Genomic DNA, 26,722 nt, shown 5'->3' on the forward strand with positions numbered 1-26,722 from the left:
CACGTTTTTCGAAGCAATTCGCAAGCCGCGTCAACTAAGGGTTTCTTCATGTACTGTCTACTTTCTTGACATAAGTCCATTTTTCATACAATACTGCTCGATCGGGTCTGATGGAGCGCAGGTTTGTACGTTTTTTCTTACAAAATCGCTCCGTTCGGCTCTGATGGGGCACAGATTTGTACGGTGCAGCAGGGTTGGCTATTGCTGCAATGTGGCCGTTTTTTGGGGAGTTTCATTATAATTTCTGCTGATTTTAAAGCGACAGCTCGGGCTTGTCGTAATAGCGGATGGCTTCCACCTTGGCGAATTCCTCTTCCAGCTCCTTGCGATAGGCCAATGCTTGATCAGTGGAATAAGAAAGCTCGCGGCTCATTATCTCGACCACCGCGTCCACCCATATTCGTGCGGAGTAAATATCAAATAACAGCATGCCGCTTCGCCTGACCAAAAAATCGGCTGGTTTCAGCGCAGCCTCGTTATGAATTCCATATAACAATGCCGCATGGATATGTCTAGGCAAGCTTGGCCTGATAACACCGCCGAAACTGCCAGGTTTGCCTGCCCCGCCAAACAAAGCCGTCTTTTCAGACTCGACTGCTCCACCAGACAAATCCGCCTTTTCAGACTCGGCCGCTCTACCAGGTAAAGATGCTTTTTCAGACTCGACCGTTCTTACAGGCACATCCTCTGCCTCTTTGGCTGGCTCCAATTGTTTCGATGCGAATCCATTCGCCGCTTCGTTCGTTTCAGGCAGCAAAGCCAGCACCTGCTCCGTGTTGGAGCCATAGCGGCGAGCCAGCGCCTCGGCGTCGTTGCGAGCCAATCCGGCGTGAAGGCCTGCCAGCACCATTTTGTCCAAAAATTCGGGATAACCGATTGATCCGCCTACATCGCCGCCGGACACCGGTATGCTGCGAGTCGTGCATGGACCAAACAGGGATGCTCCTTCCTGAGCCAGCTCGCGGGCGACGATATCCGTCACCGTCTCCGCCATTTTGCGATAGCCGGTCAATTTCCCGCCGGCAATGGTCAGCATGCCAGACGGCGAGCGGAAAATTTCATCCTTGCGGGAAATTTCCGAAGGGGACTTGCCCTCCTCATAGATGAGAGGACGAAGGCCGGCCCAGCCAGACTCCACATCAGCGTGACTCAGCCCCAGGCCGGGAAACATCCCGTTTGCGGCTGAAAGCACATATTCGACATCTTCAGGCGTTATATCGGGATTAGCGGGATCGCCGGTGTAGTCTGTGTCGGTTGTGCCGATATACGTTTTGCCATCGCGCGGAATCGCAAACATCATGCGCCCGTCGGGCGTATCAAAGTAGAGAGCCTGGCTCAGAGGAAACCTGCTTTGATCAAAAACCAGATGAATCCCTTTAGTCAAACGCAAGCTTTTACCGGTTCTGGATGCATCCATTTTCCGCAAATCATCCACCCATGGACCAGCGGCATTAATTATTTTTTTGGCTTTTATAGTACAGGAGCGCCCTCCAGCACGATCTCGTGCATGCACACCGATCAAACGCCCGTTTTCATACAGAAGCTCCTCTGCTTGGACATAGTTGACTGCTTTTGCACCAAGCTGCACTGCCTTTTTGACCACCTCAATGCATAAACGCGCATCGTCCGTGCGGTATTCCACATAAAGGCCGCCGCCCTTCAGCCCGTCCCTTTTCAAAATTGGCGCCTTCTTAAGCACAGCCTCCCGATTAAGCATGCTTCTGCGCTCGCCACGTTTTACCCCGGCCAAAAAATCATATAATCTCAGTCCAAACGACGTTGACCAGCGGCCAAAGGTGCCTCCTTTATATATGGGCAGGAGCATAGGCTCCGGCGTAGTCACATGCGGGCCATTTTCATAAACAACCGCACGTTCCTTTCCGACCTCGGCCACCATTCCGATTTCGAATTGCTTCAAATATCTGAGCCCGCCGTGAACCAGCTTGGTTGAACGGCTTGATGTCCCCGCAGCAAAATCCTGCATGTCGATCAACGCGGTTTTCATTCCGCGAGCCGCCGCATCCAGCGCAATGCCCGCTCCTGTAATTCCTCCGCCAATGACTAGCAAGTCCCATTGCCTGCGCTCCAGCTCCATCAGATGCAAGGTTCTTCGTTTGGATGAAAACTGGTTTTCCATACTCATCCCCTCCAATGCGTTCCCTCTTGCTTCCCGTATATGATGCATCGGAAATAATGTTCCTCTGTTGCGTTTACTTAAACGCTCGTGCTGCCTGAACCGCCTTTTTCCAGCCGCTGTACAGTTCATTTCTCCGAGACTCATCCATATTAGGCTCGAAGCTTGTCTCCAGCCGCCACACCTGGCGAATTTCATCGCGGTCCTTCCAAAAACCGGTTGCCAGCCCGGCAAGATAAGCCGCACCAAGCGCTGTCGTTTCATTGACGACGGGCCGCTCGACGGGCACCTGAAGCATATCGCTCTGAAATTGCATAAGTAAATTGTTGCGTACAACGCCGCCGTCGACGCGGAGCGCAGTAAGCGCAATGCCGGAGTCCTCCTCCATTGCTTTCAGCACATCCTTGGTCTGATAAGCTAGCGCCTCCAGGGCGGCACGGATAAAATGCTCCTTTTTCACTCCCCCGGTCAGGCCAAATACGGCTCCGCGCGTTTCGCTATCCCAATAAGGAGTGCCCAATCCAACAAACGCGGGCACAACGTAAACGCCCTCTGTCGAGGAAACTCTTGCCGCATAAAGCTCGCTGTCCGCCGCCGACTTGATCATGCGCATGCCGTCTCTCAGCCATTGAATGGCCGAGCCCGCAACAAAAACGCTGCCTTCAAGCGCGTATTCTACCCCTCCATCAATACCCCACGCAATGGTGGTCAGCAAACCATGTTTGGACACGATAGGTTCACTTCCCGTGTTCATCAGCATAAAGCATCCTGTACCGTAGGTATTTTTGGCCATTCCCTTTGTATAGCATGCTTGACCAAACAGCGCCGCCTGCTGATCCCCTGCAATTCCTGCAATAGGAATGCCATTGCCGAAATACAAGTGTTCCGCCGTTTTCCCATAAATCTCAGAAGAAGAACGAACCTCCGGCAGCATGGCGGCAGGTATTCCCAAAAGCTCCAGCAGCTCTTCATCCCACTTGAGCTCGTAAATATTAAACATCAAGGTCCGCGATGCGTTGGTATAGTCGGTAATATGGCTTTTGCCATCGGTCAGCTTCCAGATCAGCCAGCTGTCTATCGTGCCGAACAGCAAATCGCCCCGCTCCGCGCGTTCTCTCGCACCTTCGACATGATCCAGAATCCACTTGATTTTGGTTCCTGAAAAATAAGGGTCCACCAGCAGGCCGGTTTTGGCCCGAAACGCGGATTCATGTCCCGCCTTGATCAGCTCCTGACAAATATCCGCGGTTTGACGCGATTGCCATACGATTGCGGGATGCACGGGCCGGCCCGTATGCCGGTCCCAGACTACAGTTGTTTCCCTTTGATTGGTAATGCCGATGCCATGTATCTGATCCGCGGCGATATCTCCCTTAAGCAGCGCAGAAGCCATAACTCCAAGCACCGAAAGCCAAATTTCATTGGCGTCCTGCTCAACCCAGCCAGGCTTGGGATAATAGGCCTTAATCTCCTCCTGGGCTGAACTTGCAACTTCGCCCTTGCGGTCGAAAATCATGGCGCGGGTGCTGGTTGTCCCCTGATCAATCGCCATTATGTAGGATTGCTTGTGCTTCATAAGCCCCTCCTTATCTCTAAAGAACTTAATCACATTATGCATGGTTTGAAACAATTGGTGAAGAAAAAGATTTCTAGGAAGCAAAAGCCAAAGAAACAGGTATCAAATCGGTATGAAATACGTATTGAATGGGTATTGAACATGTATGAAACACGTATGGAACACGTATGGAACATACATGGGAATACAACCGGGATGCTTGTCATAAACAGGGGGTTCAAACTCTACCGGACACAAATGTCCGGTAGAGATGGATTTCAAGGCTATTGTCCTCTGTAACAGACAAAAATGTCTGTTACAGCAAAAATAACCGGTTTTTTCATACATTTTGAAGCTCTAATGGACATAAATTTCCGTTGAAATTGAGAATAGCTGCTTTTTGGCCTTCTTACGGACATTTGTGTCCGAAACAAATACACCGGCAGCAATGTAAACCAGTAATCCGTCTTTTGTTGAATTTCATTAATGAGGATTATTCATCCCTCTTCCCAGCCTGCTTTACTCCTCTCAGCAACGATTACCCTTGACACAGCAATGGAGCAGATAAAAAAAGTTGGAGAGGAAACGAAAGCATTTCCCTCCAACTAGATTTCGTCTTAATGATTAGCGGCTTAAGCACCAAGAATCCAAGAAGTAATGGCAGCCTGAGGCTTAATCAGCCCTTTGCTGCTTCGCAAAATTGCGCTAGCGCCTGTTCCACAATATATCTTGGACATGCCAGGTTCATGCGCAGCCAGCCTTCTCCCTCACTGCCAAAAATAGAGCCTTCATTAAAAGCCACCTTTGCTTTCTTGTACATCAAATCCTTCAAGCCGTTTTTGTCCAGTCCCAACTCCCGGCAATCCAGCCATAGAAGATAGGTCCCGTCCGGCTTCAGCGGCTTAATTAGGGGAGCATGCTCCTCCAAATAAGCCAGCGCATAATCCAAATTCCCCTTTACGTATTCCAGCATCGCCTCAAGCCATTCCTCGCCCTCCCGGTACGCTGCTTCCACAGCATCCTGGGCAAAATGCTGCGCCATATGCAGACTTAGCGTCTTCAGCCTTTTTTCCAGTTGGCTTCGCAATGTTTTGTTGGAGACGACCATAAAGGAGGTTAACAATCCCGGCAAATTAAAGGTTTTGGTAGCGGCCAGCGCGGTAATCGTAATGTCGGCAATTGCCGGAGACAACGTTGCAAACGGGGTATGCTGATGTCCGTCAAAAACCAGATCGCAATGAATTTCGTCGGATACAACAATGACTCCGTAACGCAGACAAAGCTCTCCCAGCGCAACCAGCTCTTCGCGGTCCCATACCCGTCCGCCTGGATTATGAGGACTGCACAGCAGCAGCAGCTTGGCGCCACCCTGGAAAAGAGTCTCCAAATGATCAAAATCCATCTCGAAGCGGCCGTTCCGGATGACCAGCGGATTAGTGGCTACAGTCCGTTCATTGCTGGTAATGACATCATAAAACGGATAATAAACCGGGGATTGAAGAACAACCGGCGCGCCGGGTTCGCTAAACAATTCAACGGCCAGGCTAAGCGTTGTTACAACGCTTGGCGAATCCACAATCCATTCCTTCTCCAGCTTCCAGTTATGACGGCGCTGAAACCAATTCTGAATACTCTCAAAGTAGCTATCTTCACGAATGGCATACCCGTAAGCGCCAAGCGAAGCACGTTGCTTCAGAACCTCCTGAACCGCCGGAGGGCTGGGAAAATCCATATCCGCTACCCATAGCGGCAAAATATCTTTATTGCCGAACAAGGCTTCGCGCTGATCCCATTTGTAGGATCTTGTATTGCGGCGATCAATCAGAGTATCAAAATGAAAGGACATTGACTACACCTCTTCTGATGAAATAAATGACGAACAAGCTTTTCTTTATCTTATCGGTTATTCAACCTTCGATCAACAACCAGCTTGCTTTGGGTGGTAATACGAAGATAATCATTATGTACTCCTCAGCAAAAAAAGCTCCGCTTGCTGCATTCAGCAAGACGGAGCGGTAAGCTAACTAACAGTATCCTAAGAGCGGTATCCTAAAAGCGGTATCCTGTATAAGTGGAACGCTTATCAGTTGATCTTGCTCTACATTATTTATTGAAAGCAGGAACTACAGCGCCTTTGTAGGTTTCATTAATAAACGTTTCAACCTCAGGCGAATGCAGCGCTTTGATCAGCTTCTGGATCGCTTCGTCGTCCTTATTGTCAGGACGGGTAACCAGAATATTTACATAAGGGGAATCCTTGTCTTCAATAAAAAGCGCATCTTCAACCGGGTTCAAATTGGCTTCAAGCGCAAAGTTGGTATTGATTGCGGCAATATCCACCTGGTCCAATACGCGAGGCAAAGTAGCAGCCTCCAGCTCAACGATTTCAAACTTTCTTGGGTTTGCTTTAATATCGGCCACTGTTACGTCTACTCCCGCATTTTGATCCAGTTCAATCAAGCCGTGTTGGGCCAGCAGTAGCAAGGAACGTCCGCCGTTGGACGGATCGTTAGGAATTGCGATTTTGGCGCCGTCCTTTAATTCGTCGATGCTTGTAATTTTGTCGGAATAAACGCCAAACGGCTCAACGTGCACGCTGGCAACGTTCACAAGATCATAGCCGTGATCGGCATTGAATTTCTCCAGGTAAGGAGTGTGCTGGAAGAAGTTTGCATCCAGCTGTTTCTCGAAAACTTGAATATTGGGCTGGAGGTAGTCGCTAAATTCAACAACCTCAAGATTGACTCCTTGCTCCTTCAGGACAGGAACAAGCAAATTCAAAATTTCGGCATGCGGCACGGGCGATACCCCTACTTTAAGGGTAACTTCTTGGGCCGGCGCTTCAGTAGAAGAACCATCGGTTGGAGCTTCCGTAGCCGCAGCCTGGGAGCCCGATGGCTCCGGACTTGCGCTGCCTTCCTTGGAGCCGCCTCCGCAAGCTGCCAATACCACTGTCAACATTAATACCAAAGCCAAAACCCATCCTGTTTTTTTCATCTCATTCTCTCCTCCATATCTAGTATCTGGTATCTAATATCTAATTTCTACTATCTAATTCTGGTATCTTTATTCTACTTTCTGCTAAAATGCTTGACTAATGCGTCGCCCGCCATCTGCAGCACTTGTACAAGCACAAGAAGGAAAGCTACTGTAACGATCATGACATCCGTGCGGAAGCGCTGATACCCGAGACGCTGAGCCAAATCGCCAAGGCCGCCGCCGCCGATAATGCCTGACATTGCCGTATACGATACAAGCGTAATCGCGGTAATCGTCACGGCTGCAATCAAGCCGGTCCGGGCTTCGCGAAGCAGCACATGCCATACGATTTGCCACTTGGTAGCGCCCATTGCCTGCGCTGCCTCCTGTACGCCGCGATCCACCTCGCGAAGCGCAGCCTCCACCAGTCTTGCAAAAAACGGAACAGCAGCAACAACTAGCGGCGGAATTGCGCCTTGTACGCCAATGGAGGTGCCTATCAGCATTTTGGTAAGGGGCATAATCAAAATCATCAAAATAACAAAAGGCACCGATCTCAGCATATTGACAACCAGCGACAACACGAAATAAGAAATTTTGTTTTGAAGCATCTGCCCCGGTCCGGTCAGAAACAAAATAATGCCAAGCGCCAGGCCCAAAATGATGGTAAACAGCAGCGAAACGCCCATCATATACAAGGTTTCCCTGGTGGCTTTAAACATCAAATCCCAATTGATTTCATCGAAGTAGCTAATCATCCGTCCCAGCAGCGATTTTCCATTCAACAAAGTATCATTCAACAAAGTCCCATTCAACAGAGTTCCATTCAACTGAAATCCGTTTAACAGGGAGCCATTCAGCAGATTCAACAGAATGCCATTCATCGGAGCACGCTCACCTCCAGTCCGCGGGAGCACAAGCCGCCAACAACGGCATCAACGTCGGCATCGCTTCCTCTCAGCTCCACGACCAGTTGACCATAAGGCGTGTCTTTCATGCGGGAAACCGTTCCTTGAAGGATGGCAAAGGTCGCCCCGGTTTCCTTGACCGTTTCATACAGCACCGGCTCATATGTTTGCTCACCGCGAAAAATAATGCGCAATATCCGTCCGCCCGAGCCCGCTCCGTTATAAAACGCGCTGCTGTCGATACTGTCCGCCACCTCGCTAACAAACTGCCTGCTGACTTCATGCTGCGGCTTCAAAAAAACATCAAGCACATCGCCAACCTCTACAATTTCGCCTTGGTCCATGACAGCGACCCGATCACAAATCGCTCGAATGACACCCATCTCATGTGTAATGAGCAAAATGGTAATTCCCAGCTTGGTATTAATGTCCTTTAGCAGCTCAAGTATGCTTTCCGTTGTTTGAGGGTCCAGCGCCGAGGTTGCCTCATCGCAAAGCAAGATATCGGGATCACTGGCCAGCGCCCGCGCAATGCCGACCCGCTGCTTCTGCCCGCCGGATAGCTGGGAAGGGTATTGCTTGCGATGCTGACTTAGACCAACAAGCTCCAGCAGCGAAGCAACCTTTGCGGCGATTTCCTTTTTCGGAAGCTTGCTCAGCTTTAGCGGAAACGCAATATTCTGCTCCACGGTCGCTGTACTGAGCAGATTAAAATGCTGAAAAATCATGCCGATCCGCTTGCGTTCCTTTTGCAGCTCGCCTTCCTTCAGCGAAGTCAAATCCTGGCCGCCAACCAGAACCTTTCCGTTTGTTGGACGCTCCAGCAAATTGACGCAGCGGAGCAACGTGCTTTTGCCAGCGCCCGAACGGCCTATAACGCCAAAAATCTCTCCCTTCTCCACTGTCAAATTGATGTGTTGAAGCGCGGTAACGATACGGTCCTTCGCCCTGTATTCTTTATCAATGCCGATTAGCTCAATCAGGACAAACACTCCTCTGCAAGTCTATAGCAGTTGTTACGGCCTCAATCCCACTAATCCATACTTATCTTATTGGATTAGTATAGTATATTTTGGAAGCAATAACAACCTTAAAATTATACCCTAATCCTGTTATTGTTTGGAACACAACCATCCATATAAATATCAATTTGGATCATACGCGATACCGGAATGCGCTGCCATGACACGAATCACAACACAAGCGGCACATCGCGAAATAAATGATAATGATCACATTTTAAAGGATATTTAAACCTTTGGGTTTCCTATAAACGCGGTGGAGATATTCCAGTATTTACATCCACATTCCTACTAAAACATGCGGGTTTTGTGACTTGATTCTCTTCCGGTTCCGCTCTAAACTGGTAGAATCTACATGCCTATTGGAGGAAATCACGATGAATAACTGCATTATAGGAATTGACCTTGGCGGCACCAATATAAAAGCCGCCGTCTACGACCTCTCCTTTAACTGTCTTACGGACAGAATGATAGATACGCAAGCCGACGGCGGACCGGAACATGTTCTGAATCGTATTGCCGAGCTGGCTAAAGCCATGCTTGACGAATTGGGAATGACCAAAGCTGATGTCTCCTGCATGGGTATGGGCATCCCCGGTTTGCTTGACCCTGAAACGGGGTTTTCCGTATTTTCTCCCAACTTCCCGGGCTGGAGCAACGTTAATGTCATAGAAATTATGAGCCGTACCTTTGATTTCCCCATCTTTATCGACAACGATGTTCGGGTCAACCTGTACGGGGAATGGCGCTTCGGCGCGGGAGCCGGGTGCCGGGATTTGGTGCTGCTGACGCTGGGTACCGGACTTGGCTCAGGCATCGTCATGGGCGGTCGCGTGCTTTACGGCGCCACCTCAAGCGCAGGTGAGATCGGCCATATGAATATGTACCGTGAAGGCCGTCCCTGCAAATGCGGCAGCTCCGGCTGTCTGGGACGGTATGTATCCGCAATCGGCATGGTCAATACGTTCAAGGAACATCTGAGCCAAGGAAGAACAAGCATCATCGCGGAGTGGACGCTTGGAAAACCAGAGAGGATCACCGCCCGCATGATTTCTGAGGCTTATGATCAAGGGGATGTTCTGGCAGCCGAGGTGCTTCAGGAAACGGGTACATTGCTTGGATTCGGGTTAAGCAATGTTATCAATTTATTTAACCCGGAGCTGATTATCATCGGAGGCGGCATGTCCGCAGCCGGAGAACGGCTTCTTCAGCCAACACGCGAAGCCATCAATGCCCATGCCCTGGAAATGCCTCGCCAAGCCTGCAGCATTGTTACCGCCCGCTTGGGCGGCAAGGCAGGAATGCTTGGAGCGGCCGTTTACGCCTATGAGCGCAGCCTCGGCAAATGGAGCGGAGGCAAGGAGGAGCAAAAGGCATGAGACATATCATGATCGTGGAGGACGACAGCAAAATTGCCGGATTGCTGAAGGAGCATATCCAAAAATACGGCTACAGGGTTACTTTGGCTAATCAATTTGATGCCATTCTGGACAGCTTTCTCGCCCTGCAGCCGGACCTTGTGCTGCTTGACGTTAATTTGCCCAGCTTCGACGGCTATTACTGGTGCCGTCAGATTCGCACCGTCTCCACCTGCCCCGTTTTGTTCATATCCGCCCGGGACGGGGAGATGGATCAGGTCATGGCGCTGGAAAACGGCGGAGATGATTATTTGACCAAGCCGTTTCACTACAGCGTTGTAATGGCCCGCATCCAGAGTCATCTGCGGCGGGCATACGGAGAATATTCAGAAAAAAACGAGGAACGGGTCGTGGAGCTTGCGGGACTCCGGCTTTTTACCGAACGGCTGGAGCTGCACCTGAAGGAGCACAAGGTTTTGCTGACACGCAAGGAGGGCGATTTGCTGGAGGCGCTTATGGAGCGAGCGCCACGCATCGTTAGCCGAAGCTTTTTACTGGAAAGGCTATGGGATGATCAATCTTATGTCGATGAAAATACATTGAATGTCAATATTGCCCGTACGCGCAAAAAGCTGCTGGAGCTTGGCATTGAAGAGGCGCTGGAGACTGTGCGAAGCGCCGGATACCGCTTGAATTACCCGGGAGAAGGCGGGGAGAAGCCTTGAATCTTTTCCTTCGCGAGCACAGGCTGCTCCTTTTTATCCAGGTGCTGCAATTTGGTATAGTAGCCGGCTTGTTTTGGCTGGACGGCTATCGTAATTTATCCCTTATTTTTTATGCCCTCTTTCTGAGCCTGCTCATGATGGGAGGGTATTTGTTCTACCATTATGCAAGCCGCAAGCGTTATTACGAGAAGCTCCAGCAGCCCTTGCGGGCCTTCACGGATTCCTACGAAAAGCTGGGCGAATCCCCTGCCGCGGCAGCATTGGAAAACCTGCTCCACGAGCAATACCAGCTGTATCAGCAGGAGGTTGGCAAGCTTCAGCGGCAGCAGGAGGAGCATTTGGTTTTTATGGACCAGTGGGTGCATCAAATGAAAACCCCCTTATCCGTTATCGAGCTTACATTGCAGCATGACGACTCCCCCGGCGTCGAAAGCATTCGCGAGGAGCTGGAGCGTATGCGGTCAGGACTAAGCACCGTGCTCTACATGGCTCGTTTACGAGGTTTCAGGCAGGATTTTCATATTAAAGCCGTGGATTTGGCAAAGCTTGTTCGCGAGGTGGTCCACGACAACCGGAGATTGTTTATTTTGCAAGGCGTATTTCCGGAGGTTAAGGAGAAGGCTGAAGGACTGGTTGCGGAGAGCGATGAAAAATGGCTGTTTTTTATGCTTTCCCAGATCATTGGAAATGCCATCAAATATTCTAGCAGCGAAGGCGGAAAAGTTGAAATTACACTCTTTATGCAGGATGGCTGCCCTGCCCTGTCGGTGCAAGATAAAGGAATAGGCATTCCCGCTGCAGATCTGGGACGGGTGTTCGATCCCTTTTTTACCGGGCAAAACGGCCGCGGCATGCGTGAATCTACAGGCATGGGGCTTTATCTGGTTAAGGAGGCCGCCCGTCATCTGGGCCACGATATCCAGCTTGAATCGCGGGAGGGCGAAGGCACAACCGTGTCACTCCTGTTCCGTTCGGGACATAGTCTTACAAATCTGTAATACAGCCGAAAGAAAAATCGATAGCTGCAATAACTCCTTCGTCCCTATACTAAACGTACAAAGCGAGGATATGACGAAAGGAGCAAAACAACCATGCTTAACATGAATGGTGTAGGAAAAATCTATTCCGGCAAGGTGCCTTATCAGGCATTGACGGATATACACTTGAAGATAGAGAGAGGCGAATTCGTAGGCATCATGGGGCCATCCGGCAGCGGCAAAACGACGCTGCTGCAAATCGCTGCCGCGATCGACAAGCCAACCTCCGGGACTATAACATTCGACGGAAGAGACATCACGTCGCTAAAAAGACAACAGCTGGCGGAATTTCGCAGACGCGAGCTGGGCTTTATTTTTCAGGATTTCAATTTGCTTCATACGCTTACGGTCGAGGAAAATATCGTGCTCCCTCTCACACTGGAAAACGTTAGCGTTAAAATCATGAAAAGCAAATCCGCCGCTATTGCGGAAAAGCTGGGCATAACGGATATTCTGAACAAAAGAATATTCGAAATATCCGGCGGCCAAGCCCAGCGTACCGCAATCGCCAGAGCGATGATTCACGAGCCCAAGCTGCTGCTTGCTGATGAGCCGACAGGCAATCTGGATTCCAAATCAGCCCGCGACGCTATGGAAATGATGGAGCATATCAATAAAACCGAACGCACGACGATGATGCTTGTCACTCACGATCCCGTAGCTGCCAGCTATTGCCACCGCGTTGTCTTTATTCAGGACGGCAAGCTTTATACGGAAATGAACCGCGGCGATAACCGCCAGCATTTTTTTCAAAAAATTATTGATACGTTGTCATTGTTAGGGGGACGTTCAGGTGACCTTTCGCCAGTTCGCATTCCGTAACGTTTTCCGCAATAAACGATTGTACGCCGCCTATTTTCTGAGCAGCATGTTTTCCGTCATTGTGTTTTTCACCTTTTCCATCTTTGCCTACCATCCCGCTATCATTGCATCCTCTGATGGCTCATCGGCGGGAGGACCGCTGTCGGTGGCTAAGTGGATTATTTACGTGTTTTCGTTTTTTTTCGTTTTGTATTCCATGAGCGCGTTTCTGAAATCCAGATCGAATGAATTTGGCCTGCTTATTTTGCACGGCATGTCGCCTCTCCAGCAGCGCCGGATGATTTTTTTGGAAAACATCATCATCGGCTTTGGCGCTACGATTGGCGGTATTGCTCTGGGTACGGCTTTTGCCAAAGGCATTTTACTGCTGGGCGAAAATGTGCTTCAACTGGAAGCGTCACTGGATTTTTATTTTCCGCTTCAAAGCATCTGGATAACATTGCTGTCCTACTCCATTCTTTTTGTAGCCATATCCTTTTTTATTTCTGTCGTATTGAGACAAAAAGAGCTGATTGATTTGATCAAGGGCACGAAGCGTCAACGTTCGGAGCCGGTCAGCTCGATCTGGCTGTCGCTGCTATCCGCAGTGCTGATGGCCGCTGGTTATTGGCTTGCGCTAACTGTGCAAGGACTTGAATCCCTTGTGCTGCTTCCTGTAATCGCGCCGCTTGTTATTGTAGCGACCTATTTTCTCTTTACCCAGCTTAGCGTCAAAATCATTCAAAGCCTGAAGAAGGAAAAGCTCTTTTTCTGGCGGGGACGCAACCTGATTCTAATGTCGGATCTCAGTTACCGGATGAAGGACAACGCTCGAACCTTTTTTCTGGTCGCCATCGTCTCAACGGTTTCCTTTAGCGCGATCGGCGCCTTGTATATAGGAAAAACGTTGTTAAACAAAGGATTTGAAAACAATCATTATATAGTCGACTACAGCTCCAAAGCCGGCAATGAGCAGGAGCAGGAGCATATCGAAATCATTAAGCGGGCGCTTGCGGACAACTCCGTTGAGGCCAAGCTGATGGACACAACCATCAATTATTACGACATCGAAGGCGCGGAGTCTCCGGTAGCCATTATTAATCAAAGCACCTTTAATAGATTTGCTGGAGCGATGGATGAGCCGTTGCTGGATTTAGGCAATGACGAGGTCGTATTAGTTAATGTCGGCTTGCAAATGGCTTATGAAAATGAGCAGCTGACCCATACAAGGACGCTGATGCCGGACGGCGCAACAAAAGCCTTGGTTACCCCGCTCGAAACGATGGCATTGCCTAGAGAAAGAGGTTATCTGGTGGCATCAGACGAGCTTTATGCCGGCTTTCAGAACCCCGTTGAAGCTGGCCGGTATTATGGATGGTTTGCTGAACCTGGGCATGAGAAGGCTATAGCCGTTGGAAAAAGTCTGGCTGGCCGTATCGCCTATCAAGATTTGCTTTATAGTTACTCATCGCCAGCTTACGAGCAACACCAATTAAATGCGCTTTACGCTCCTATGCTGTTCATTGGCTTGTTTGTTGGCATCGTCTTTTTTGTATCCGCAGGCAGCTTTATCTATTATCGGCTATACAGCGATCTGGATGAGGACAAGACCAAATTCAAGACTATAGCAAAGCTGGGACTCAGCGACAAAGAGCTGGAAGCCGTACTGACTCGCCAGCTGGCTATCTTGTTTTTTGCTCCTATCCTTGTTGCTTTAATCCACGGGGCGGTTGCCTTAACCTCCTTATCCAAAATGCTGCAGTATCCAATTGTTTACGAGTCGGTTACGGTGCTTGGCATTTTCCTGGCGGTTCAGGCGGTTTATTACCTGGTCGTCCGGCATCTGTACATCAAGCAGATCAAGTCAGTGCTATAGCATACGGCGAAGGGGCTGTCCGAAAAGTCTGTTGCGGTACAGTCTCTTCGCATAATTGGCCGGGCTTCGCAGGAACTGGCGTCCCTCCGGCGATAGATTTACACCGGTCCCTCTATTTCTGCTTTCAATTGTTCAAACCACTCTAGGTTAACCAAGTGATGAGAACGGGAATTTTGATTCATGCGACGGTAATAATCGATTGCGCCGGGAATTTGTTTTGTGTTAGACAGGTACTCATCAAGAAGGGCGATTCGGGTTTTAGTCTGGTCTATTTGTGATTGAATCAGTTTCAGCAATTTGTTTTTGTCATATTCATCCGCAAAGAGCAGTGCCCCATAAAATTGAAGGTTCACATATTCCGATTTGGTGCCGTATTTGACCATTAATTTTTCGAATTCAGCTATTCCTGAACCGGTAATTTTAAAATTACGAGTTTCGCGCCCACTGGCTGCTGCAGAATTCTGCTGAATTTGTTCAATCCAGCCTTTTTCCTCAAGCTGCTGCAGATTGTAATAAAACGAGCCTTTCGTGAAGTTTACAATGTATTTGTAGTGGCGTTTTTCCATTAAAGCCAAAAGCTCATAGCCGTGAGCACCCGGGTTTTGGATAAGTAAGCCAAGGATTAATAATGGGATCAAGGCTGCATCACCTTCGCCATCTGCGCCTCGAATTCCGCGTACGTGATTTTACCTGAAGCCAAATTCATGCTATGAAGGTACATTTGTTCTGCTTTGGAATAATCGCGCTTCACTTTAAGCGACTGCTTCTCCCCCGGGATAGGCTCCAGGACATGACACTTTCTTGAGAAGGCCTCGAAATAGCGGTAGCCGAATTTTCGTTGTGAAACTGCATCTAAATGAATGCCATCAGGATTTGCGGTCAATCCAGCCGCCGTTACAAAATAACAATTTTGCTGGTTGTTAGCGAAGCGCTGCAATTGCTCATTGACCTGTCGATATTCTGTTGCGTGTTGTCCAAAACCTGTCTTCCCAAGGAAATCACCTAGTCCTCCAATGATTAACGGCACTTCATCAAGCTTCAATTCGTTTCTTAGGGTCTGGATGATAAGGGTTAACTTCTCGTAATAAGTTTCATGTAGGGAACGATAACTGTCGCTCTCTCCCTGGTGCCAAAGAATCCCGCAGATTTGACTTGACTGCAAGGCGAAACGTGCTTCGGACAAAGCATGCTGAAAAAGGATGCCTTCCGGATGCCAGTCATTTAAGGAACTGCCGCCTTCTGCACAAGGAATCAAACCAATTTCTTCATCGGGATTGGCTTTCGACCAAGCATCGGCAAAAGACGCCGCAAGGCTAATACCGGAAACCGGACGGTCATAATTAATCGGTTCTGTCATCATCTGCCATTGCCCATTGCGCAGCATTTTTATTTTTTCATGATAGATAGGATCGACTTCATGCAAAAATCCACGGCCCGCCATATTTGATTGACCCAACATTAAAAAAGATTTTATCATTAAATCCTCGCTCCCTTACATCACCACTGTAGTCTGATTAGAATAGAAACATTCTATAGTCTAATTAGACTATTGTCAATTAAGTCATATTGGAGCAGCAGGACAGGGATTGATTTTTGTTTACTATTAAAAATAGTTAATAAACCACCGAACCAAGCTATCCTTTCTGCGACTTTATAGATGAAAGCTTTCGAACGAGAGGTGAAAACCATGCCAAACAAGGATTTAGGCAGCCAAATTAACTTTTTATTGGGAGTAGCTTTTCGTAAATGCGGCAGTCTTGAAGACGCGCAGGATTTAGTACAGGAAACCTTGCTGGCGTCCATTGCTTATCTTTCAAAGGGCAAAACAATCGAAGAGCCTAAAGCCTGGCTTCTTACCGTTTTGAATCGCAAATATTATGATACGCTTCGAAAAAAATATAACTATCCAAAGGTCACTATTGGTGAGTATTTTGACATTGCTGACGATAACCTTGCAATTGACGAAATTGAAAAATCGGATGAAGCCGAAGCCATACGGCGTGAAATTGCCTATCTTTCAAAGATTTATAGAGAGGTAATTGTTCGGTTTTATATGAACGGCGAAGAGGTCGGAGGAATAGCAGCGGCACTGGGCATACCAGCCGGAACCGTAAAAAGCAGACTGTCTGCAGGCAGAGAGCGAATGAAGAAAGGGTTGAACAGGATGGATAGCTACCATAAACAAAGCTATGAACCAATTGAGTTGCATGTTGCAAACAGCGGTCAATGGGGAATGAACGGTGAACCGGCTTCTCTTGTTAACCATGATCTGATAGCCCAAAATTTGTTGTATTTAGCCTATTCAAGGCCAATTACCATTGAACATTTATCACGCGAGATTGGAATTCCTGCTGCTTATATTGAACCGATTATCCAAAAGCTTGTGAAGGGCGAGTTAATGAGACAAACAGGCAACAAGGTATACACCGACTTCATCATATCCACTCTTGAGGACAGGGGAAAACACATCCCCGCGCAAAAACAGCTTGTAGAAAACCATTTTGAGCAGTTTTGGAGTGCCATTCAAACGGGGCTTGATAAACTCCGCCAAACCGATTATTTCCTTCGCTTCAACTCTGATCAGCGCCACGCGCTGGAGCTGTATTTTGTTTTTAACTGTATGGATTACGGCATTCATAGGACATTCAATCAGATTTTTGGTAAGGAACAGATTATCACTGACCGCCCCAACGGCGGAAAATGGATTGCTTTTGGATACGCCAATTCCAAGAAGCTGGATTATCGGGAGCATATGGACATAATGAAACATGCTTACGCGGGCGAAAGACATGTGTATCTGGAAAACTATCTCGGTTCAAAAATGATCGGTATGCATGTTTATGACCCGGAAGGTTTTCCGGTAAAGCTATATCATCGAGATCCATATTATAAATCCTTTTATGGTGAACAGGATGGAGATTATTTGAAGCTCCTTTATATCATTCACAGTGGCATTAATCCTGTTGAAACCGGATTTAACATCGAATTGCTTAAAAGTATACCCTGGTTGACTGAATGCAAAATTCTGCGGTCGGACAACGGTAAAGTGGAACTAAACATACCCGTGCTTACACAAAAAGAGTCTGAATCGCTCTGGCAAATATGCGCCGAAACAAAATCCGCCATGACGGACGATCTGAAGGAGCTGCTCTCCGGATTTTATAGGGGGAAAAAGCAGGAGATTCCCCTGCATATTAAAAGCGTCCCCCTTCAAAAGCAATATCTATGGTCGAATCATGCGTTTTTATTTGCGACATTGCGTTGCGCCATAAAACGCGGAAAACTGTATGATGGCGGTTATGATCTGGAAGCACAACCACCGTATCCGATGATTTTTATTGTGGAGGGCTAACCTGCTGTTTTGCACAACTTGCTTACCAGGGGGAGGCCAGCGCCCCATAGGGACTTTAGCCCAAGAGCTAATGCCTATGCAGGCATACAGAAAAAATCCAGTTAGATCATCTGCTGACCTAACTGGATTTTCCTATTTCTTCTCAGTTACACATCTATTAAACATAGGGCAAAGCCTTAAATCTTATAAGCCTTCATAGCTTTGCGGATTTCCTTCCAGCTTGGGCGTTTGCCGTACATCAGGACGCCCGTGCGATAGATCTTGGCCGATATATATACCGCCACATATATGGAGACCAGCAGGATAGCGATGGAAACAAGCACCTCCCAGGTCGGAACGCCTGTAAGTCCAAGCCTCAGCATCATCACATAAGGCGAGAACAGAGGAATAAAGGAAGTAACCTTAACCAGCAAGCTGTCCGGCGTGCTGATGCTGAACATGGCGATGTAGAAGCCTGCCAGTGAAATAAACGTCATCGGCATTGTTGCCTGCCCCAAATCCTCCGTCCGGCTTACGATGGAGCCAACCGCCGCATAAAGCGTAGCGAACAGGAAGAAGCCGGTCAGGAAAAAAATCAGGGAATACGCAAGTATCATAGGATCAATGGCTGACAAATCTATGTTGAAGCTGCTAAGCGCGCTTTTGTTATGCGGCAGCGACAGATTGATCAGCATAACGCAGACGTAGAGAGAAACCTGAGCCAGCACAACCAGGAACATGCCGAAAATTTTACCAAACATCTGCTTAAGCGGCGCAACGCTTGTGATGAGAATTTCCATAATGCGCGAGCTTTTTTCGGCAGTTACTTCGGATGCGATCAATTGGCCCGATGTCATGATGGCCATAAACAAGAAGATAATAATAAAGTAAATCAAGCCCATATTGACGCCTTGCTGAGCTGACGATTTGCCCTCTCCGCCCGATCCGGCGGTAGCAATCTGCAGCGTTGTAATTTTGATCGGCGCTTGAAGCGCAGCCAGTTGGCCCTCGCTAAGGCCCGCATCCTGCAGTGCCGTTTGCAAACGAATATTTTGAAGGGCCGTTTGCAGAGATTCTGTTATGCTGATATCCAGAAGCTTCTCCGACTTGTAGGACATAGCGGGGTAGCCGCTGTCGCTCATATCGCCGAACTCAAGATAGCCGCTAATGGCTCCATCCTTAATAGAATCCTGCAATAGCTGTTCGTTCTGGGCGGCGTCGCCCTTGTCCGGGAATGCCATCATTTTGATTTTGCTGCCCTCAATAGCATCGAAATAAGCTTTAAGGCTGTTCCCCGTTGCAGTTCCGGCATCCTGCTCCTGTTGGGATTGGATGTAGCCAATTTGTTTTGCGCTGGATTCGCCCTTGTCGAACTGAGTAATGATGTAAGGAAGATTGATGCCGATACTGATAATGAGTGCAATAATAAGCGTTGTAATAATAAAGGCTTTGCCGCGGAATTTGTTCCTCGCCGTAAATCCAACTACTGTCCAGAAACTATTCATTACGCTCACCCACCGTCTTAATAAAGATTTCGTTTAATGTTGGTTCCTTAATTTCGAAGCGTGTCACTTCAGCCTGCTCCAGAGCATGACGCAAAATTTCCGGTCCTACAGCTTCCGACTGGATGCCGATTTCATAGCCGTATTCATGGTTTTTGACAAGGGTAACGCCGCTAATGTCTTCAAGCCCCTTCACTTCCGTTCTTGTGCTGAGGATGACGCGTTCCCGCGGGAATTGGCCTTTTAACTCCTTCAGATTGCCGCTTAGCACCGTATTGGACCGATGCAATATCGTAATGTTGCGGCACAGCTCCTCGACATGCTCCATGCGGTGCGTCGAAAAGAGAATGCTGCTTCCGGAATCCCGCAGCTCTTTTACAGTAGCTTTCAGCACTTCAACGTTAACGGGGTCCAATCCGCTAAAGGCTTCATCAAGTACAACAAATTGCGGCTTATGGTTAACGGCGGCGATAAACTGGATTTTCTGCTGATTGCCCTTGGACAGCTCCTCTACCTTTTTGCCGTAATATTCCGGAACCTCAAATCTCTCCAGCCAGCGCTTCAGGTTTTGATCGGCATCCCGTTTGGACATGCCGCGAAGCTGGGAAAGGTAAATAATCTGGTCACAAACCCGGATTTTGGGATACAGCCCGCGTTCCTCCGGCAAATAACCCAGCAGGCCAAGCTGCTTTGTGCTGTAAGGCTGACCGTTGTAACGAATTGTGCCGGAATCCGGATAAATCAGCCCCAGCACCATTCGCATCGTTGTTGTTTTGCCAGCGCCGTTAGCGCCCAGCAAACCATAAATTTCGCCTTTATCGACCTCAAAGCTGATGCCGTTAACGGCTGTTTTGTCCGCGTATTGCTTCATCACGTTTTCAACTATTAATGGTTTCATGTGAACAATCCCCTCGTTTCATGTACTCTTGATCCCAAACCGTCCTGCTGAAGATGTGCTGCCAATATATCATCCAATTCCAAGGCTTGCCTGCTGCTGATAGCTATGCCGTTTAGCCTGCACCATTCCTCTGCGTCCAGCGCTTTTCCCGTTGTAACACGGAACGACGACGCTCCAACAGCTTCAATGCCGCATTGACCGGGAAGCTCCGCCAGACGCCCTGGCGTTAACTCTTCTCCCGAAACATATAGCGTAAACCAGTTTCCAAACAGCTCATCCTTTTCATACATGCCCAGCACCCGGCCTTGCGCCACAAACACAATGTAATCCGCCAGACGTTTTACTTCCTCGATAATATGCGTATTCATCAAAATCGTTTTACCGCCTTGGCCCATATACCGGTGCAAAACATCAATCATCGTTTTCCAGGCGATTGGGTCAAGTCCCGACGAAGGCTCATCCAATAGCAGCAGCTCCGGACTATGGGATATAGCAAGCGCAAACTCGAATTTTCGGCGCATTCCCTTGGACATTTTGGACATCCGCTGATTATCGCTAACGCCCAAGATATGAAGCAGCTCCTGATATCGGTTGACATTCCAGCTTGGATACCAGCGGCTGTAATAAAGAGCCTTATCGCAAGCCTTCAAGTTATCGTCCAGCTTAAATGGTCCTTCCGCCAGATAACCTATCCGCTGCTTAATCAAGTGCTCATCTTCGCCGCCCATTTCGTTTCCCAGCACTGTAATTCGCCCGTAATCAGGCTTGCTGAGATTCAGCGCCATACGAAACAATGTGCTTTTCCCGCTGCCATTAGGGCCAACTATCGCCGTAATAAATCCTTCCGGGATGCCAAGCGTAACCGGTCCTAGCTTAAAACTGCTTCTGCTTTGAACAACTCCGTCAAAAACAATAGCCTGCCGCTCCTCCATGTCTCATCCTCCTTCGCCGTAGTGCCTGTTTATTGCCTCTTTGAACAACTGATTCAATTCTTCCTTGGTACACTTCACTCTTGTTCCAGCCACAATAGCTTCATCGATGGCCTCCATCACTCCCGCCAAACGCTGCCGATCGCGCTCCTGCTCTCCGACTCGCGCCACATAGGTGCCTGTTCCCTGACGAGTTCGCACAAGCCCTTCCGTTTCCAGATCGCTATACACCCGTTTCACCGTTATAACACTGCATTTAACAGCTTGTGCAAGCTCGCGGATAGAAGGAAGCAAGGTGCCCTCGGCCAATTGCCCGCTTACAATCAAAGCTTTGAGTTGAACCTCTATTTGCTGATAGAGCGGCTCGGAGCTTTGCTCGTTAATTTGAATGGGCAGACGCATCGCTTCACCCGCTTTCCAGATTATCTAAACAAATCGCGTTCAATTATGCGGCCTGCTTTTGCCCTATAACTAACGAATACAGCTAAAACTGCCGCACCAAATGGAACCAGACTAATCCAGCCCTTTCCATCCCTGCATAACTCGTATATCCTTACCAGCATAGAATACTGAATAAGATGCGAAAACAAGATAGTTCCACCCAGGAACAGCACCACAATGCATACACAAAACCAGAAATAAAACTTGCCTGAGTATCCAATCTCGATGTACGTATACATAACTCCTGCCGCTATCGCGTAGCTGAACCAGTATAATACGAATAACAGGTAGCTGACTAAATCAAGCGGGACATTGAACAACTGCGTTGTCATAAGGTAAAAAAGGATAAAAAAGAGACCTGTTGTCGGGATGGCGTTCATGAATAACAAAAAGATTCGCCCTAGTGCGATCTGACGATTCGAAATCGGAAGTATTCTCCAGCCTACAACCCTGTTTGTATAATCATCGGATTTCCAATAAAACCCTTTAACCTGAGATGACATCAGACCAAGCAGCGGAAGTATTCCGACAGCAAGAAAGTCCATCGACCAACCGATAAAGGGATCAACTTCACTATCCCGAAGCCCATCCGCGAAGTATTTGCCCAAAAAGATCAGCAGGTAAAAGATAAAAAAAACGCCCATTAAATGCCGCCATCCGCCTCTTTTATACTCTTCCTTAGCAAAATACCATGCGCCTTGCCAAGTGTTCATGCGTTTACGCCTCCTAATATATGCCGCACATCGTTTATATACTGTATATATCTATATACACAGTATATTCACACTATAATCCGATGTCAACCCCTTGAATATTAAAAAAGACCGTTCCACGCAGAATGATTCAACTCTGCAGGAACGGCCATTCGCCGAATTCCATTACACTTTTTAACTAAAAATGGCATCAAACAGCGGTTTAACCTCCGCAGCGGGGTATATGACGTACAGGATGAGATAAACAAAAACGCCGGTAATCGCCGTAATAAACCAGATGATGGAGGTAACTCGCCCAAGGCGGCGATGCTTGACCATTTTTTTGCGATAGCCCAATACGATGGTTGTAATCCCGAATACGGCAGCAACCGTAGCGAGGACAATATGGAACAGCAGGAAAACAAGATAATAAGGCTTAAGTCCATCAGGCCCGTTATATGGGGTACTGCCAATAAACAGCGTTCGTGATGCATAGATGACAAAAAAGATAACTGCCGCAACCGCGGCCCACAGCATAACCGTCTGATGCTGATCAAGCTTGCGCTTGATGGCAAGCCGCCACCCGATGGCGACCAGCACAGCGCTAACTACAATAAAAAAAGTGCTGGTCGTCGGCATAATCGTATTCAAATCGCTACCACTCAATCACATCACTCCATTTCATCCCTATTGTACCGTACCGGGATTAGGTAAATCATCCTCTGTATGCTCGCGTTTAAACCATTGCCGGAAAATATAGGCCAAAATGATGCCATACATCAGCTCCTGAACCAGCTTCATGACGATCCCGCCAAGCTGCTGATCCTGCAGCACTCCGCCCATAAAATTGAAAAACTCGGGGCCTCCGAATTCCGTCAATAAATATGCCGTATCGCCAGGAATGCAATATCCCATCGCGGTCGCCCATACGTTAGGATCATTGTATGTCGCGTATAAACCCGTATCCGCAAAAATAATAAGCGCGCAAGCAGGCGTCAGCAGCACTCCGTTGGCAAACACATACGCCATTCTTTTGACATCGGTCAGCCTTGACCATTCAGGAACCGGAGAAGCCACTTGCCACCACATCATAAAGGATGTTATAAGCAGGGCAACATAATAGAGGCGATGTACCGCAAAATTGGTCATGACATAATCATGCACAACGGGAACATGGTAGATAGAAAATAACATATTAAATAGAATAAGCGTTATAACGGGATGCATCATAAAATTTAGCCTGCGCCAGAACGGACGGCTAAACCACTTGCGCCACAGAAATGCCGGCGTAGCCAATAAAACCATAAGAGGCACAATCAAATAAGAGATAGACATATTAATCATATGAAAAGTAAACATCAAATGACCAAGGAAGTTTAGCGGCCCGCCATGGGAAAGATAGAACAAAAAAACGGCAGACACAAACAGAGTTTTTTGCCACCCGCTTGCTCCCTGCTCCTTCGGAGCATGCTTCTCCCGATATGGGCCAACCAGATAGAAATACAAGATAACGACCGCAGCCATAGCAAACAAAAATAGCGGCGTCCACAATTCCTCAAAGCTGAAATAGCTCAGGATGCCAAACATAGCAATTGCACTCCTTTCGTGCCTACCGTAATCTACGCAAGAAGAGGGACCCGGCAAGGGACCCTCCTCTGTTCAATTATGCCACACGGGTTACCATTACCACCATACCCAATATTCTGCCATAATGACGCAGGTAAAAACGATAAAGACGCCAGACAAGATGCCGATAATGGCGAAGCGATGTCCACGATCCTTCATATGCATCCAGAAGGCCATCTGTACAAACACCTGAAGCACTGCCGTTCCCAGCAAAATAATATAAATGAAGTCTTTGTTGATTTCGCCGCCGATGACAGTTGCAAACGCAATAAACGTTAGCAAAATGGAGAACACAAAAGCGACTATATGCTTCTTGGGTCCTTCAACCTTATGCCGCCTTCCGCTTTGCTCCGGGGAGGAACCATTCGCTGCCATGCGTTAAACCACCTTTCCCATCAAATATACGACTGTAAAGATGAACACCCAGACAACGTCGATAAAGTGCCAATACATACCCGCGACATAAACCTTCGGCGCGGTAACAACGGTCAGGCCTTTTCTCTTCAGTTGGATGATCAGCAGCGTAATCCACAAAATGCCGAACAAGACGTGCGCTCCATGGAAGCCGACCAAGGTATAAAACGATGAGCTGAACGCGCTGGTTGTAAAGCCATGACCTTCAAGCACATAATGATAAAACTCGTAAATTTCCAGGCCAAGGAAACCAAGGCCAAGAAGAACGGTAATAATCAGCCAGTTAATCAAAGCTTTTGTTTCGTGTCTATGCATCGCCTGAATGGCGAACACGCTCGTCAAGCTGGATGTAAGCAAAATAGCGGTTGCGATGGCCACCAATCCGAGATCAAATAAATGATCTGGCGTCGGGCCGTCCATCACAGAATCGCGAAGCGCCAGAAATGCTGCAAAAAGTGTGCCGAAAAGCACGGTTTCTCCACCAAGGAACAACCAGAAGCCAAGAACCTTATTACGGCCTTCAAGCGTGGCTTTTTCCGGCTCGTGAGGCAATTGCCCTTCTGTGTGTGTATGAGCACTCATGCTTTTCCCCCCATATCCTTCAGAATTTCAGCCTCTTCAATATGGAAGCCGTGATCGTCGATTACGGAACGAAGCAGCATCGAAGTAAAGGTTATTAGCAAGCCAACAATCCCGATCATATGTCCCATTGTCAGAGGCGTGCCAAGGAAGTGTCCCCAATCAGGTGCGTACATAAAGCCAAAACCGGCAATAAACAGGCCCAATCCCATACAAAACGGCAGGATTGACGGCGATGGCATATGAATGGGACCAATTGGCTCCGCAGGAGTCATGCCGCTGCGGCCTTCCATTTTTTCCTTCCAGTAAGCATCGTAGCCACGAACAAGAGGCGTTTGTGCAAAGTTGTATTCAGGAGCCGGCGAAGGAATTGTCCATTCCAGGGTACGTCCGTCTTCCCAAGGATCGAATGCGGCGGTTTTTGGTTTTGCAAACGAAGCAGCGACATTAATCAGGAACATAATGGTTCCGATGCCCATCATAATCGCTCCCACCGTACTGATCATGTTCATTTCGTTAAAGCCGAGTCCATCCAAGTACTGCCAAATTCGGCGAGGCATCCCCATCAAACCAAGGAAATGCTGGACGAAAAACGTTAAATGGAAGCCTATAAAAAACATCCAGAACGTCAATTTACCCAACGTTTCATTCAATACGCGCCCGAACATTTTTGGCCACCAGTAATGCAAGCCCGCAAAAATGCCAAGCACCAGTCCTCCTACAATTACGTAGTGGAAATGCGCAACAACAAAATAGGAGTCGTGATACTGGAAGTCGGCTGGCGCAGCAGCAAGCATAACGCCTGTAACGCCGCCCATAACGAAGGTCGGAATAAAGCCGACCGCGTATAGATTGGCTGCCGTAAATTTAATGGAGCCGCCCCACATCGTAAACAGCCAGTTGAAGATTTTGATGCCGGTTGGTACGGCAATCAGCATCGTTGCAATCGAAAACAACGCGTTGGCGATGGGACCTAGCCCGGTTGTGAACATGTGATGCGCCCAAACCATGAAGCCCAGGAAGCCGATCAAAATTGTTGCAAACACCATAGAACTGTATCCAAACAATCGTTTTCGGGAGAAGGTGCTGATGACTTCCGAAATAATGCCAAAGGCAGGCAAAATCAAAATATATACCTCAGGGTGTCCAAAAATCCAGAAAATATGCTCCCAGAGTACTGCATTGCCTCCTGCGGAGGGATCAAAGAAGTTAGCTCCAAACAAGCGGTCGAACATAAGCGCCGCAAGACCAACGGTCAATGCAGGGAATGCAAACAGAATCAGCGCCGATGTTATAAAAGCCGCCCATGTAAACATCGGCATCCGCATAAAGGTCATGCCTGGCGCCCGCATATTAATAATCGTAACCAGAAAATTAATGCCGCCAATCAAGGTTCCGATCCCTGCAATTTGCAGGCCCAATACATAATAATCGACGCCGTGATTGCCGCTATAGGTTGTTCCGGCCAGCGGCGCATACGAGGTCCAGCCCGCATCGGGCACGCTGCCTACAATCCAGCTGACATTCAGCAGCAATCCGCCAAACAGGAACGTCCAAAAGCCAAGCGAGTTCACAAAAGGAAACGCAACATCGCGCGCTCCGATCTGAAGCGGTATAACCGCATTCATCAAGGCGAACAGCAGCGGCATAGCCGCAAGGAAAATCATGGTAGTGCCATGCATCGTAATAAGCTCGTTATACGTATTTGCGCTTACAAAATCATTCTGAGGCTGCCAAAGCTGTACCCGGATCAGAATAGCCTCCAGGCCCCCGACCAGGAAGAAAAAACCTCCTGCTATCAAATACAAAATCCCGATCTTTTTGTGGTCAACGGTTGTCAGCCAGTCCATAATCCCACTGTAACGCTTGACTGCATGACCATGTGCGTGAGCATGTGCCAAAGCAGGAACCCCCT

24 protein-coding genes are annotated in these 26,722 nt (G+C 48.3%); 6 read left to right on the forward strand and 18 right to left on the reverse strand.

What is annotated here, in order from left to right:
• Positions 1-253 precede the first annotated feature (253 nt).
• The 6 genes from A7K91_RS20990 to A7K91_RS21015 form a co-directional block, all read right to left on the reverse strand.
• Positions 254-2,137 carry a glycerol-3-phosphate dehydrogenase/oxidase gene (locus A7K91_RS20990; protein WP_068686431.1) on the reverse strand — a complete coding sequence of 628 codons (1,884 nt, stop codon included), beginning with the start codon at positions 2,135-2,137 and terminating at the stop codon, positions 254-256.
• A gap of 73 nt (positions 2,138-2,210) precedes the next feature.
• Positions 2,211-3,710 (reverse strand): glycerol kinase GlpK, encoded by a 1,500-nt coding sequence (glpK, locus tag A7K91_RS20995; protein ID WP_068686433.1) that lies wholly within the window; start codon positions 3,708-3,710, stop codon positions 2,211-2,213.
• A 655-nt stretch (positions 3,711-4,365) separates the two neighbouring features.
• The gene (locus A7K91_RS21000) at positions 4,366-5,535 is read right to left on the reverse strand and encodes a MalY/PatB family protein (RefSeq protein ID WP_068686435.1); all 1,170 of its coding nucleotides are present in this window, start codon (positions 5,533-5,535) and stop codon (positions 4,366-4,368) included.
• Positions 5,536-5,792: 257 nt separating this feature from the next.
• Positions 5,793-6,686 (reverse strand): MetQ/NlpA family ABC transporter substrate-binding protein, encoded by an 894-nt coding sequence (locus A7K91_RS21005; RefSeq protein WP_068686437.1) that lies wholly within the window; start codon positions 6,684-6,686, stop codon positions 5,793-5,795.
• Positions 6,687-6,760: 74 nt separating this feature from the next.
• A complete protein-coding gene (locus tag A7K91_RS21010; RefSeq protein WP_068686559.1) occupies positions 6,761-7,426 on the reverse strand; it encodes a methionine ABC transporter permease in 666 nt (221 codons plus the stop codon).
• A gap of 122 nt (positions 7,427-7,548) precedes the next feature.
• Positions 7,549-8,559 carry a methionine ABC transporter ATP-binding protein gene (locus A7K91_RS21015; protein ID WP_068686560.1) on the reverse strand — a complete coding sequence of 337 codons (1,011 nt, stop codon included), beginning with the start codon at positions 8,557-8,559 and terminating at the stop codon, positions 7,549-7,551.
• Positions 8,560-8,975: 416 nt separating this feature from the next.
• On the opposite strand from A7K91_RS21015, the gene A7K91_RS21020 reads away from it, so the two are divergent.
• From A7K91_RS21020 to A7K91_RS21040, 5 genes are all read left to right on the forward strand, one after another.
• Positions 8,976-9,977: an ROK family protein gene (locus tag A7K91_RS21020; RefSeq protein ID WP_068686440.1), complete on the forward strand. Its 1,002-nt coding sequence runs from the start codon at positions 8,976-8,978 to the stop codon at positions 9,975-9,977.
• Positions 9,974-10,681: a response regulator transcription factor gene (locus tag A7K91_RS21025; protein ID WP_068686441.1), complete on the forward strand. Its 708-nt coding sequence runs from the start codon at positions 9,974-9,976 to the stop codon at positions 10,679-10,681. Before A7K91_RS21020 ends, A7K91_RS21025 begins: the two co-directional genes overlap by 4 nt.
• Positions 10,678-11,679 (forward strand): sensor histidine kinase, encoded by a 1,002-nt coding sequence (locus A7K91_RS21030; RefSeq protein WP_068686443.1) that lies wholly within the window; start codon positions 10,678-10,680, stop codon positions 11,677-11,679. Before A7K91_RS21025 ends, A7K91_RS21030 begins: the two co-directional genes overlap by 4 nt.
• A 93-nt stretch (positions 11,680-11,772) precedes the next feature.
• The gene (locus A7K91_RS21035; protein ID WP_068686445.1) at positions 11,773-12,540 is read left to right on the forward strand and encodes an ABC transporter ATP-binding protein; all 768 of its coding nucleotides are present in this window, start codon (positions 11,773-11,775) and stop codon (positions 12,538-12,540) included.
• Positions 12,512-14,395, forward strand: coding sequence for an FtsX-like permease family protein (locus A7K91_RS21040; protein WP_068686447.1), 1,884 nt, complete (start codon positions 12,512-12,514; stop codon positions 14,393-14,395). Before A7K91_RS21035 ends, A7K91_RS21040 begins: the two co-directional genes overlap by 29 nt.
• Before the next feature lie 98 nt (positions 14,396-14,493).
• Here the strand turns inward: A7K91_RS21040 and A7K91_RS21045 are convergent, their stop codons facing one another.
• Positions 14,494-15,033 carry a PadR family transcriptional regulator gene (locus A7K91_RS21045; protein ID WP_068686449.1) on the reverse strand — a complete coding sequence of 180 codons (540 nt, stop codon included), beginning with the start codon at positions 15,031-15,033 and terminating at the stop codon, positions 14,494-14,496.
• Positions 15,030-15,872: a sialate O-acetylesterase gene (locus tag A7K91_RS21050; RefSeq protein WP_068686451.1), complete on the reverse strand. Its 843-nt coding sequence runs from the start codon at positions 15,870-15,872 to the stop codon at positions 15,030-15,032. Before A7K91_RS21050 ends, A7K91_RS21045 begins: the two co-directional genes overlap by 4 nt.
• A gap of 210 nt (positions 15,873-16,082) precedes the next feature.
• Between A7K91_RS21050 and A7K91_RS21055 the strand changes: the two genes are divergently transcribed.
• Entirely contained in the window at positions 16,083-17,747 is a 1,665-nt protein-coding gene (locus A7K91_RS21055; RefSeq protein ID WP_068686452.1) for a sigma-70 family RNA polymerase sigma factor, read from the forward strand.
• Between the two features lie 176 nt (positions 17,748-17,923).
• Here the strand turns inward: A7K91_RS21055 and A7K91_RS21060 are convergent, their stop codons facing one another.
• The 10 genes from A7K91_RS21060 to ctaD form a co-directional block, all read right to left on the reverse strand.
• Complete coding sequence (locus A7K91_RS21060; protein ID WP_068686453.1) at positions 17,924-19,231, reverse strand: ABC transporter permease; 1,308 nt, start codon at positions 19,229-19,231, stop codon at positions 17,924-17,926.
• Positions 19,224-20,126: an ABC transporter ATP-binding protein gene (locus A7K91_RS21065; RefSeq protein ID WP_068686454.1), complete on the reverse strand. Its 903-nt coding sequence runs from the start codon at positions 20,124-20,126 to the stop codon at positions 19,224-19,226. The genes A7K91_RS21060 and A7K91_RS21065 overlap by 8 nt, the downstream gene beginning before the upstream one ends.
• Positions 20,123-21,058: an ABC transporter ATP-binding protein gene (locus A7K91_RS21070; RefSeq protein ID WP_068686455.1), complete on the reverse strand. Its 936-nt coding sequence runs from the start codon at positions 21,056-21,058 to the stop codon at positions 20,123-20,125. Before A7K91_RS21070 ends, A7K91_RS21065 begins: the two co-directional genes overlap by 4 nt.
• A gap of 3 nt (positions 21,059-21,061) precedes the next feature.
• Positions 21,062-21,457 carry a GntR family transcriptional regulator gene (locus A7K91_RS21075; RefSeq protein ID WP_068686456.1) on the reverse strand — a complete coding sequence of 132 codons (396 nt, stop codon included), beginning with the start codon at positions 21,455-21,457 and terminating at the stop codon, positions 21,062-21,064.
• Between the two features lie 20 nt (positions 21,458-21,477).
• A complete protein-coding gene (locus tag A7K91_RS21080) occupies positions 21,478-22,209 on the reverse strand; it encodes a hypothetical protein (protein ID WP_068686457.1) in 732 nt (243 codons plus the stop codon).
• Positions 22,210-22,383: 174 nt separating this feature from the next.
• Positions 22,384-22,827: a DUF420 domain-containing protein gene (locus A7K91_RS21085; protein WP_068686561.1), complete on the reverse strand. Its 444-nt coding sequence runs from the start codon at positions 22,825-22,827 to the stop codon at positions 22,384-22,386.
• Between the two features lie 48 nt (positions 22,828-22,875).
• Complete coding sequence (gene ctaG / locus A7K91_RS21090; RefSeq protein WP_068686458.1) at positions 22,876-23,775, reverse strand: cytochrome c oxidase assembly factor CtaG; 900 nt, start codon at positions 23,773-23,775, stop codon at positions 22,876-22,878.
• Between the two features lie 96 nt (positions 23,776-23,871).
• Positions 23,872-24,189 (reverse strand): cytochrome C oxidase subunit IV family protein, encoded by a 318-nt coding sequence (locus A7K91_RS21095; RefSeq protein ID WP_068686459.1) that lies wholly within the window; start codon positions 24,187-24,189, stop codon positions 23,872-23,874.
• Positions 24,190-24,192: 3 nt separating this feature from the next.
• A complete protein-coding gene (locus A7K91_RS21100) occupies positions 24,193-24,810 on the reverse strand; it encodes a cytochrome (ubi)quinol oxidase subunit III (RefSeq protein ID WP_068686460.1) in 618 nt (205 codons plus the stop codon).
• Positions 24,807-26,657, reverse strand: a complete 1,851-nt coding sequence (ctaD, locus tag A7K91_RS21105; protein WP_082967659.1) for a cytochrome c oxidase subunit I — start codon at positions 26,655-26,657, stop codon at positions 24,807-24,809. Before ctaD ends, A7K91_RS21100 begins: the two co-directional genes overlap by 4 nt.
• Between the last annotated feature and the right edge of the window lie 65 nt (positions 26,658-26,722).

Origin of the sequence: Paenibacillus oryzae, from assembly GCF_001675045.1 — a bacterium.
Classification (GTDB): Bacteria; Bacillota; Bacilli; order Paenibacillales; family Paenibacillaceae; genus Pristimantibacillus; species Pristimantibacillus oryzae.